Raw genomic sequence first — 10,174 nt, forward strand, 5'->3', positions numbered from 1 at the left:
CACCATGAGGGCCAGCTTGTCTGCCACACGGGGAAAGTCGACGATCGGCGCGCCAAACTGCTTGCGGTCGTTGGCGTAACGCCAACCCAGGTCGAAGGCGCGGCCGGCCACACCCACCGCACGCGCGGCAGTATGGATGCGTGCCGCGTCGGAGGTCTGCCTCAGCAGGCGAAAGCCCTGGCCCCGCACGCCACCGAGCACCGCGTCGGAACCGACCTCGAAGCCGTCAAAGGCAATGTCGTACTCGCGCATGCCGCGGTAGCCCAGCACCTCGATCTCGCCGCCGGCCATGCCGGCGGCGGGGAAGGGGTTGTCGCGCGTGCCGCGTGGCTTGGGCGCCAAGAACATGCTCAGGCCGTTATGGTCGGTGCTTCCCGGCTCGGTGCGGGCCAGCAGCGTCATCAGGTCGCTACGCGAAGCATGGGTGATCCAGGTCTTGTTGCCGTCGATGCGCCAGCCGCTGTTCGTCGGGGTGGCGCGGGTGCGGAGCGACCCCAGGTCGGAGCCGGTGTCGGGCTCGGTGAACACCGCGGTCGGCAGCACCTCGCCAGTGGCGATCTTGGGCAGCCAGTGGGCCTGCTGCTCGGGGGTGCCGCCGCACAAAATGAGTTCGGCTGCAATTTCCGAGCGGGTGCCCAAGGAGCCCGCTGCAATCCAGCCCCGGCTCAATTCCTCGGTCACGATGCACATCGCCCGCTTGCCCAGGCCCAGGCCGTTGTAATCACCCGAGATGCTCACGCCGAACACGCCGAGCTCGCCCAGTTGCGACACCAGGGCATCCGGAATCAGGTCGTCGGCCAGGTGCCAGGCGTGCGCGTGCGGGGTGATCTCTCTTTCGGTAAAGCGGCGGAACTGGTCGCGAATGAGGTCCAGGTCCTCGTCGAAGGAGGTCTCGCTGATCGGGCGGTCGGCGCGCAGGTGGTCGATCAGCGCGCGGCGCGTTTCAGGCGCGGCAGATCGGGCCATCAAGGCAGCGACTGCAGGCTCCGTGGCCAAGGCGGCGGCGGCGCCGACCAGACCCAGTTCCGCCGGGCGGAAGATTTCGGTCTGCGACATCGGGATGCCGCTCGTGAGCTGTGCCAGGTACTCGCCCACACCCAGCGTCAACACCAGTTCTTCCCCCTGCTGCAAGCGGCCCTGGGCCGCGAGGCGCTCACCCCAGCTGGCGGCACTGGCGATGGCTTCGACCGTAGTGGCCACCCAAGCCAGGCCATGGAGCGCGCGCTGGTGCGCCTGCAGCAAAGCGGGCTGCGGCTTTCCACCCGCGGTGCAGCGCTCGGTGACCACCCGCCGGGTTTCGGCCAGGTAGGCGCGGGCGGCTGCAGCGGCGGCCTGGAGTTGCTGGGTCAGTGGGGAGGAAGCGCTCACGACGATGGCCTTCAGGCAATGAGACCCGCGTCGTGCAATTGGCCGATGCGGGTGGGGGACAGGGAGAGAACTTCGGCCAGCACCTGGTCGGTGTGCTCGCCCAGGTGCGGTGCGCGCTGCACCGGCACCCGCGGCGTGCCATGGAAGCTGGCAGCGGCGCCGGGCGCCGGGTAGTGCAGGCCGCTGGGATGCCCCAGCGTCTCGAACAGGGGCGCAGCCAGCGCCAGACGCGGGTCGGTGTCCAGCGCGGTGCGCAGGGTTTGGTAACTGGACCACAGCACGCTGCCGGCCTCGAAGCGCTCACGCGCCTGCGCCAGGGTCAGCGCCCCGATGGCTTTGTCGAACAACGGGAACAGCGCCTGCCGGTGGGTGAAGCGCTGCCCCTCCTCGGTGAAGTCGGCGTGAAGTTGTGAGGCAAGGGCCGCTACCGCCGCCTGGAGGTCCAGCGCCTTGACCAGGCCGCTCCACTGGCGGGCGGTGATGGCCACCACCATCACACGCTGGCCGTCGGCGGTGGCGAAGTCACGGCCGAAGGCACCAAAGAGTGCGTTGCCATAGCGGGGGCGGTCTCCGGTGGTCAGGGCCTCGGCCAGCTGGCCGGTGTGGCCCAGGCAGGTCAGCGCGACATCGGACAGGGGCACGGTCACCTCCTGACCTTGGCCGGTACGCAGCCGGTGGCGCTCGGCGGCCATGAGGGCGAACGCGGCGTAGGCGCCGGTCACCAGGTCCCAGGCTGGCACCACATGGTTGACGGGCTCCTCGCCATTACGGTCCGAGCCGGTGATCCAGGGCATGCCCAGGGCGGCGTTGACCGTGTAGTCCACCGCCGGCGCGCCGTCGCGCCAGCCCAGCACGCGGGCGGTGATCAGGTCGGGCCGGTGGGCTGCAAGCGCCTCATGCGACAAAAACCCTTGTTGCGGGTAGTTGGTGACGAACAGGCCCGCGCCTGCGCCGGGCGCGGTGATCAGGTCGACCGCGAGTTGGCGCCCCTCGGGCCGGCCCATGTCGATGGCGACTGAGCGCTTGCCCTTTTGCAGCCCTTCCCAATACAGGCTGCGGCCGTCTGCCGAGACCGGCCAACGGTTGAAGTCCATGCCGCCGCCGATCGGGTCGATGCGAATGACCTGGGCGCCCAATTGGGCCAAGTGCAGCGCGCAGGACGGGCCGGCAATGAAGGACGCGCATTCGACGACCCGCAGGTCGGACAGAAAAGGGTACATGGCGGGTCAGCCGAAATTGGGCTTGCGCCGCTCGCGGTGGGAGGCCAGACCTTCCTTGACCTCTGGCCCGGTGAAGCCGAGGAACTCGAGCGCCAGCGAGGCGTCGAAAATCGGCCACTGCGACCGGTACCAGTTGTTCAGGGAGTACTTGGTCAGCGAGATCGCCTCCTGCGCGCCCTCGGCCAGGTCACGCGCGTGTTGGCGCGCCACTTCCAGAAGCTGATCGTCCTCAACGCACAGCGACACCAGGCCGATGCGCTCGGCTTCCTCGCCGGAGAGATGCTTGCAGGTCATGAGGTAGTACTTGGCCTTGGCCATGCCGCACAGCAGGGGCCAGACCATGGAGGCGTGGTCGCCGGCGCACACACCAAGGCGGGTATGCCCGTCGACGATCTTGGCGGTTTTGGCGGCAATCGAGATGTCGGCCAGCATGCCCACGATCAGGCCCGCGCCCACCGCCGGGCCGTGAATGGCGGAGATGATCGGCTTGCGGCAGTCAATCATGTTGCGCACCAGATCGCGGGTTTCGCGCCAGATCCGCATGCTCACCGCATGGCTGGCGATCTGCGCGTCGATCATCTCGAAGCTGCCGCCGGCCGAGAAGGCACGGCCAGCGCCGCGCACCAGCAACACACGGGTCTCCGGGTCCTTGTCGACCACATCGAAAACATCGGGCAGGCGGGCATGCACCTCGGCGTCCACCGCGTTGAGGTTGGGGCCGTCGAAGATCATCTCGAGCACACCCGCGTCATGGCGCTCGAAGCGCATCGGGAAGTTCTTGTACAGATCCATCGGCGGGTGCCTCAGTTCAGGGAGGAGGGAACGGGGAGCGGGGAATGGAGAACAGGGAACCTCGTGGGCGAGGCTCAGGTGCGCTCGAACACGGCAGCCAGGCCCTGACCGCCGCCGATGCACATGGTCTCGAGGGCGTAGCGACCGCTGCGCCGCTCGAGCTCACGCAGCATGGTGGCCAAAATGCGCACGCCGGTCGCGCCCACCGGGTGGCCCAGCGAAATGCCCGAGCCGTTCACATTGAGGCGCTCGTAGTCACCCTTGTCAAAGCCAAGGCCGTAGGTACAGGCCAGCACCTGGGCGGCGAAGGCTTCGTTCAGTTCGAACAGGTCCAGGTCCTTGAGCGAGAGTCCGGTGCGCTGCAACACCAACTGGGTGGCGGGCACCGGGCCGATACCCATGCGCTCGGGGTCCACCCCGGCCACCGCCCAGCCGACCAGACGGCCCAGGGGCTTGAGGCCCAGAGCGGCTGCCTTCTCAGGCGTGGTGACGATGCAGGCGGCAGCGCCGTCGTTCTGTCCGCTGGCATTGCCGGCGGTCACGGTGGATTCAGCGTCGAGCTTGAGGCGTACCGGCGAGAGCGAGCCCAGGCTCTCCATCGTGGTCTCGGGCCGGGGATGCTCGTCGACCGAAATTTGCTGCGGGCCTTTGCGCCCCTTGACCGTGACCGGCACGATCTCGTCGGCAAAGCGGCCGGCCTGCTGGGCGGCGACTGCGTTCTGGTGCGAGCGCAGAGCCAGTTCGTCCTGCGCCTGGCGCGTCACCTTGTACTCGCGGCGCAGGTTTTCCGCCGTCTCCAGCATGCCGCCCGCCACCGGGTGGTGCCGGCCGCCGGAGGTGATGCGGCCGCGGGCAATGCGGTCCCAGAAAGGCTGCGAGTCGCCCTTGATGCCAAAGCGGCCCCCCAGCACATAGTGCTCGGCCTGGCTCATGCTGTCGACGCCGCCAGCGACGACCAAGTCGGCCACGCCGGTCTGCACCCGCATGGCGGCATCGATCACCGCCTGCAGGCCGGAGCCGCAGCGGCGATCAATCTGCAAGCCGGGTACGCGCACGCCCAGCTCGGCGTCCAGGGCGGCAATGCGGCCGATGGCCGGCGCCTCGCCGTTGGGGTAGCACTGACCGAAGACAACGTCGTCAATGTCACTGCCCTGGATGCCGGTGCGGCGCACCAGCTCGCGGATCACTGTCTCGGCCAGAGTGGTGGCCGGGACATCCTTGAACATGCCGCCATAGCGGCCCACGGGCGTACGAAGGGGTTCGCAAATGACGGCGTGCCTGAGGACGGCTTGGTTCATGGGGAATGGATCCGATCAGAAAAAACGACGCGTCCGCTGGGGACTCAATAGGACTTGGGCAGACGCAGAATTTTCTGCGCGATGAAGTTCAAGACCATCTCCTGCGACACCGGCGCGATCTTGAGCAGACGCGCCTCGCGCCACAGGCGTTCAATGTGGTATTCCTTGGCGTAGCAAAAGCCGCCGTGCGTCTGCATCGCGCGGTCACAGACCTCGAAGGCTGCCTCGGTGGCCAGGTACTTGGCCGCATTGGACTCTGCGCCGCAGGGCTTGCCTTGGTCAAAAAGCTGGGCCGCCTTGTCGGACATCATCTGCGCGGCTTCGAGGCGCATCCACGAGTCGGCCAGCGGGTGCTGGATGGCCTGGTTCTTGCCGATGGGGCGGTCGAACACCACCCGGTTCTTGGCGTACTCGGTGGCCAACTCCAGGGCGCGGCGGCCCAAGCCGATCTGCTCGTAGGCCACCACCACGCGCTCGGGGTTGAGGCCGTCAAACAGGTAGGACATGCCCTTGCCGACCTCGCCGATGACGCGGTCGTCGCTGACGATCAGGTCCTTGATGAACAGTTCGTTGGAGTCCACCGCATTGCGCGCGAGCTTCGGAATGGCACGGGCGTCGATGGCAGTGCGGTCGAAGTCGGCCAGGAACAGGGTGAAGCCGTCCATCGGGTTCTTGGGGTCACGCGGCGAGGTGCGCGCAGTGAGCAAGACCATGTGGGCGTTTTGCGCGTTGGTGATCCAGACCTTCTGGCCGTTGATCTTCCAGCCACCGTCGATCTTTTCGGCCTTGGTGGTCAGCCGCGAGGTGTCGACGCCGGCGGTGGGTTCGGTGAGGCCGAAGCACATCACCGTTTTGCCTGAGGCAATGCCTGGCAGGAAGCGCTTTTTCATCTCCTCGGAGCCGTGGTTGATGATGCAACCGGGCGGGAAGATGTAGAAGTGAATCGCCGAGGCGCCGTTGGCGCCGCCGTAATAGGCCACCTCCTGCAACATGATCGAGGCGGCTTCCAGGCCCAGGCCCATGCCGCCATAGGCCTCGGGAATCATCGTGCCCATCCAGCCACCTTCGGCGAAGGCGTTGATGAAGTCCCAGGGGTATTTTTTCTCTTCGTCGTGCTCGCGCCAGTACTCAAGGTCGAAGCGGGAGGCCAGCGCGCGGGCGGACTCGCGAATCATCTTCAGGTCGGCGATATCAGTTTGGGTATTTGCCATGGTGTTGACTCTGCTTTTTAAAGGGTGGGGATGTGGTCCAAAGGGGTCAGCGGGTCGTGGGCGGACAGGTCGCCCAGGGGCTGGCCAAGGTGGCGGGCGCGGATGGCGCGTCGCATGATTTTTCCGTTGCGGGTCTTGGGCAGGCCGGTGACGACATGGACCTTGCTGGGGGCCATGGCCTTGCCAATGAGGCCCGTGACGCCGGCGATCAGCGTCTCGGAGGCGACCGTGGCACCGGGCTTGGCCACCACGAAGGCCACCACCGCCTGGCCCTTCATCTCGTCGGGCACACCGATGACAGCCGCCTCGGCAACGCCGAGTTGGGTCACCAAGGCCGACTCGATCTCGGCGGGGCCCACGCGGCGGCCGCCGATCTTGAGCGTGTCGTCCGAGCGGCCGTGGACATGCCAGTAACCGTCGGCATCGATGCTGCACAGGTCACCGTGCACCCAGATGTCGGGCCAGCGGCTCCAGTAGGTGTCCAGGTAGCGCGCGTCGTCCTTCCAGAAGCTGTGCGCCATGCCGGGCCAGGTATTGAGCATCACCAGCTCGCCGATCTCGGGCGTGGCGCGGGCATCGGCGTCGAGCACGTCGACGTCCATGCCGGGCAACGGCCCACAGAAGGAAGCCGGGGTCTGCGGCAGCATGGTGTAACAAGACAGAATGCCGCCGCCGGTTTCGGTGCCGCCCGAGTAGTTGAGGATTGGCAGTCGCTTGGCGCCCACCTGCTCGAACAACCAATGCCAGGAGGGCTCGTCCCAGGCCTCGCCGGTGGAGGCGAAGGCGCGCAGGCTCGACAGGTCCACCCCCTTGCCGTCGACGTCACGCGAGCGCAGGCCGCGGGCGGCCGTGGGCGCGATGCCCTGCACCGTCACCCGGTTGCGCTCAACGATGCGCCAGAGGCGATCGGGCTCCGGGTAGTCCGGCAGGCCCTCGATCATCACCACGGCGGAGCCGCAATGCAGGCCGCCGACCACCATCAGGGGGCCGAGCATCCAGCCCATGTCGGCGATCCAGCCGAGCACGTCGCCGGGTTGCAGGTCAAAGGCGTAGCCGAAGTCGATGGCCGACTTGAGCAGGTAGCCGATGTGCGAGTGCACGATGCCCTTGGGCAGGCCGGTGGTGCCCGAGGTGTAGATGATGAAGAGCGGATGGTTGGGGTCCAGCGCCTCGGGGGCGGGCGCGGGGCCAGCCAGAGGCGCAGCAACCTCCTTCCACCAGTGGTCGCGGCCGGCCACCATGGAAATAGGCTCACCCGAGTTGGGCACCACCACCAAGTGCTGCACCGAAGGCGACAGAGCCACCGCTCCCTCGGCGATCTGCTTCATCGGCACCGCCTTGCCACGGCGTGTGGTGCCGTCGGCAGTGACCAGCACCTTGGCTTCCGAGGCCTGCAGCCGTGTGGCCAGCGACTCGCTACCGTAGCCCGAGAAGGAGGGCACCACCACAGCGCCGATCTTGGCGCTGCCCAGAATGACCACTGCCGCCTCGGGCAGGGAGGGCATGAAGATCGCGACCCGGTCCCCCTTGCCCACACCCAGGGCCTGAAGGCCAGCGGCAAAGCGGTCGACCTCGGTCTTGAGCTCGGAGAAGCTGAGGCTGCGTCGGCTGCCGTTGTCGCCTTCGTAGGTGACGGCTGTTCGTCCAGCCTGCTGCGGGTCGACCGCATGACGGTCGACGCAGCTGTCGACGATGTTGAGCGTGGCGCCGGTGAACCAGCGCGGAAATTCGCGCCCTGCAGACTCGTCGCACACTTTTTGCACCGGCCCGCGCAGCGGGATGCCCAGGTCCTCGGCGGCAGCCGGCCAGAACCACTCCGGGCGATCGACCGAGGCCCGATGGAAGTCCTCCATGCTGGAAAAGCCCCAGCGCTGGAGGGCAGCCGCCATGCGGCTGCGTGCGATATGGGCCGGCGTGGGCCGCCAAACGGCGGTTTCGTCGCGTCCGAAACTGGGGCGTCCCTTCATCGCATCAACCCTTGGCAGAGGCCTTGCGCGCCTTGGCGGGGGCCTGGGTGGCCTTGACCGCTTGGGTCGCCTTGGAGGGCTTGGCAGGCTTGGAAGGCTTATCGGAAGCCTTGGCCTTGGCAGGCTTTGCAGCGGCCTTGGCCTTGGTGGCTTTGGCCAGCTCCTTGGCCTTGGCGGCGGCGCGGGCGGCTTTGCTGGCGGCGGAAGCGGCCTTGCTCTTGGCCATGAGCGCTTCGTAGTCCTTGCGTTTGAGCATCAGACCGGCGCGTGTGCATTCGCAGACGATCTCGTCGTGCTGGTTGTAGCCAATGTGGCGGAACCAGACGATGCCGGAGTCGGTGCGCTTTTGCGACTCGCGGAGTTTCACCACTTCGGTCACCACGTGAATGGTGTCGCCCGCAAACACCGGGTTGACGAACTTCACCTCGTCATAGCCCAGGTTGCCCAGGGTCGTGCCAATGGTGGTGTCGATCACGATCACGCCGTTGACCAGCGCGAAGATGAACATGCTGTTGATCAGCGGCTTGCCAAAGATGGTGCTCTTGCAATACTCGTGGTCAATGTGCAGCGGCGCGCAGTTGTAGGTGAGCGCAGAGAACAGCATGTTGTCCATCTCCGTCGCAGTGCGGCGGATCGGATGCTCAATGCGCATTCCGACAGAGAATTCTTCGTAGCAAAGTCCGGCCATGTGGGTGTCTCCTTCTTGTTCCTGTTTGTTCGTGGGGGGTTACTGGCCCTTGCGGCTCAGGGTCGCGTGCAACTCGAGCACCTGCTTGGCCGTCTTGACGTGGGCGTAGTCGATGTGCTGGCCCTCGTACAGAACGGCGGCATTGCCCTCGGCCACCGCCTTGTCGAAGGCGTCGATCATTCCCTGGTAGAAGATGACATCTTGCGCAGAAGGCGCAAACACCTCGTTGGCAATGGCGATGTGCGAGGGGTGAATCATCACCAAGGTGGTAAAGCCGATCTCCCGATTGCGCAGGGCGAACTGGCGCGCGCCTTCCGGGTCCTTGAGGTCTTGCCAGAGACCAACCCAGGAGTGCTGGCGACCGGCGGCGCGGTTGGCCAAATGGGCGCGGCTGCGCAGGTACAGGGTCTCGGCGCCACCAGGGGTGAACTGAAAGCCCACAGAGCGGGACACGTCGGCATCTTTGGCAGTGCCGGCGAACAGGGTGGCCACACGGGGCGAAGCGGCGAGGATCTCCTCGCAGCTGCCGTAGGCCTGGGCGGTCTCGAGGGAGGCCACGATCTCGATCTTGCCGGCGGCCACACCGTTGCGGCGCTCGAAGTGGGTGATGAGCGCCTCACAGGCGACGAAGTCACGCGGGCCGTAGTTCTTGGGCAGCAGCACGCCGTCAAGGCCGGGAATGGCGATCTTCTCGAGGTCGTCACCGGTCATGCCGGTTTCCAGGGCGTTCAGGCGCACGTACACGCCGATCTCGGGGTGCTCGGTGGCCAGCATGCGAATGGACGCGGCCACCACCTCGCGGGCCTGGGCCTTGAGGTCCAGGGGAACAGCGTCCTCGAGGTCAAGGATCACACCGTCCACACCGGCGGCAACGGCCTTGGCGGGCCAACCTTCCTTGTGGCCGGGCACGAACATGACGGAGCGCATTGGTTTCATTGCGGGAGTTCCTCTCTGGGTGCAGGGCTGATCTGAATCGTCAAACTATACACAATGCATTATCGTGCAGAAATGAAGGGGGATATCGGCCAGATTGGGGGCCAAATTCGGCGCCACGGCATCCGGCGCCACTCCCAGCGCCGCCCTGCTCGCAGTTGATAAATCCCAAGCGACGGGCGGGGTTGCATTGGCGACAGGCAACTGCCATTCGTGCATTATGCATAATCAAGGGTTTCCATGGAGGAGTGGCATGAAAGCCCTGGTCGCAGTCAAGCGGGTGGTGGACTACAACGTGAAAGTCCGGGTCAAGTCGGACAACACGGGTGTGGACATCGCCAACGTCAAAATGAGCATGAACCCCTTTGACGAGATTGCCGTCGAAGAGGCGGTTCGCTTGAAGGAAAAGGGCGTGGTCACCGAGGTGATCGCTGTCTCTTGCGGTCCCCAGGCCTGCCAAGAGACCCTGCGCACCGCCATGGCCATCGGCGCCGACCGCGCCATTCTGGTGCTGACCGACGAAGAGCTGCAGCCCCTGGCGGTGGCCAAGCTGCTCAAGGCCCTGGTGGACAAGGAGCAACCGCAACTGGTGATCCTGGGTAAACAGGCCATCGACGACGACTGCAACCAGACCGGTCAGATGCTCGCTGCCTTGGCCGACATGCCCCAGGCGACCTTTGCCTCCAAGGTGGAGATC

Annotated in this window: 8 protein-coding genes and 1 pseudogene; 1 reads left to right on the forward strand and 8 read right to left on the reverse strand. The window is 66.3% G+C overall.

The features are described 5' to 3' along the window. The 8 genes from QE494_RS00525 to QE494_RS00560 form a co-directional block, all read right to left on the reverse strand. Positions 1-1,368, reverse strand: a 1,368-nt coding sequence (locus QE494_RS00525) for an acyl-CoA dehydrogenase family protein (protein ID WP_300040401.1), incomplete at its 3' end; no start/stop codon positions are given. Between the two features lie 11 nt (positions 1,369-1,379). Continuing rightward, complete coding sequence (locus QE494_RS00530) at positions 1,380-2,588, reverse strand: CoA transferase (protein ID WP_300040403.1); 1,209 nt, start codon at positions 2,586-2,588, stop codon at positions 1,380-1,382. Positions 2,589-2,594: 6 nt separating this feature from the next. Beyond that, on the reverse strand, positions 2,595-3,380 hold the full coding sequence (locus QE494_RS00535) for an enoyl-CoA hydratase/isomerase family protein (protein WP_300040405.1): 786 nt from the start codon (positions 3,378-3,380) through the stop codon (positions 2,595-2,597). Between the two features lie 74 nt (positions 3,381-3,454). After that, positions 3,455-4,678, reverse strand: coding sequence for an acetyl-CoA C-acetyltransferase (locus QE494_RS00540; protein WP_300040407.1), 1,224 nt, complete (start codon positions 4,676-4,678; stop codon positions 3,455-3,457). 44 nt (positions 4,679-4,722) lie between these two features. Then, on the reverse strand, positions 4,723-5,889 hold the full coding sequence (locus QE494_RS00545; protein WP_336619415.1) for an acyl-CoA dehydrogenase family protein: 1,167 nt from the start codon (positions 5,887-5,889) through the stop codon (positions 4,723-4,725). Positions 5,890-5,906: 17 nt separating this feature from the next. After that, entirely contained in the window at positions 5,907-7,856 is a 1,950-nt protein-coding gene (locus QE494_RS00550) for an AMP-binding protein (RefSeq protein WP_300040409.1), read from the reverse strand. Between the two features lie 4 nt (positions 7,857-7,860). Beyond that, entirely contained in the window at positions 7,861-8,544 is a 684-nt protein-coding gene (locus QE494_RS18440; protein ID WP_336619416.1) for a MaoC family dehydratase, read from the reverse strand. 39 nt (positions 8,545-8,583) lie between these two features. Then, positions 8,584-9,480: a CoA ester lyase gene (locus QE494_RS00560; protein WP_300040411.1), complete on the reverse strand. Its 897-nt coding sequence runs from the start codon at positions 9,478-9,480 to the stop codon at positions 8,584-8,586. 250 nt (positions 9,481-9,730) lie between these two features. Between QE494_RS00560 and QE494_RS00565 the strand changes: the two are divergent. Next, positions 9,731-10,174, forward strand: a pseudogene (locus QE494_RS00565) (electron transfer flavoprotein subunit beta/FixA family protein); the annotation flags it as partial.

Source organism: Ramlibacter sp., assembly GCF_029866045.1.
Taxonomy (GTDB): Bacteria; Pseudomonadota; Gammaproteobacteria; order Burkholderiales; family Burkholderiaceae_C; genus Ramlibacter.

What these genes read in the sequence shown, in the direction of transcription:
- QE494_RS00535 (WP_300040405.1), bottom strand. Translation starts at nt 3,380, where the DNA reads ATGGATCTGTACAAGAACTTCCCGATGCGCTTCGAGCGCCATGACGCG.
- QE494_RS00550 (WP_300040409.1), bottom strand. Translation starts at nt 7,856, where the DNA reads ATGAAGGGACGCCCCAGTTTCGGACGCGACGAAACCGCCGTTTGGCGG.
- QE494_RS00530 (WP_300040403.1), bottom strand. Translation starts at nt 2,588, where the DNA reads ATGTACCCTTTTCTGTCCGACCTGCGGGTCGTCGAATGCGCGTCCTTC.
- QE494_RS00540 (WP_300040407.1), bottom strand. Translation starts at nt 4,678, where the DNA reads ATGAACCAAGCCGTCCTCAGGCACGCCGTCATTTGCGAACCCCTTCGT.
- QE494_RS00560 (WP_300040411.1), bottom strand. Translation starts at nt 9,480, where the DNA reads ATGAAACCAATGCGCTCCGTCATGTTCGTGCCCGGCCACAAGGAAGGT.
- QE494_RS18440 (WP_336619416.1), bottom strand. Translation starts at nt 8,544, where the DNA reads ATGGCCGGACTTTGCTACGAAGAATTCTCTGTCGGAATGCGCATTGAG.
- QE494_RS00545 (WP_336619415.1), bottom strand. Translation starts at nt 5,889, where the DNA reads ATGGCAAATACCCAAACTGATATCGCCGACCTGAAGATGATTCGCGAG.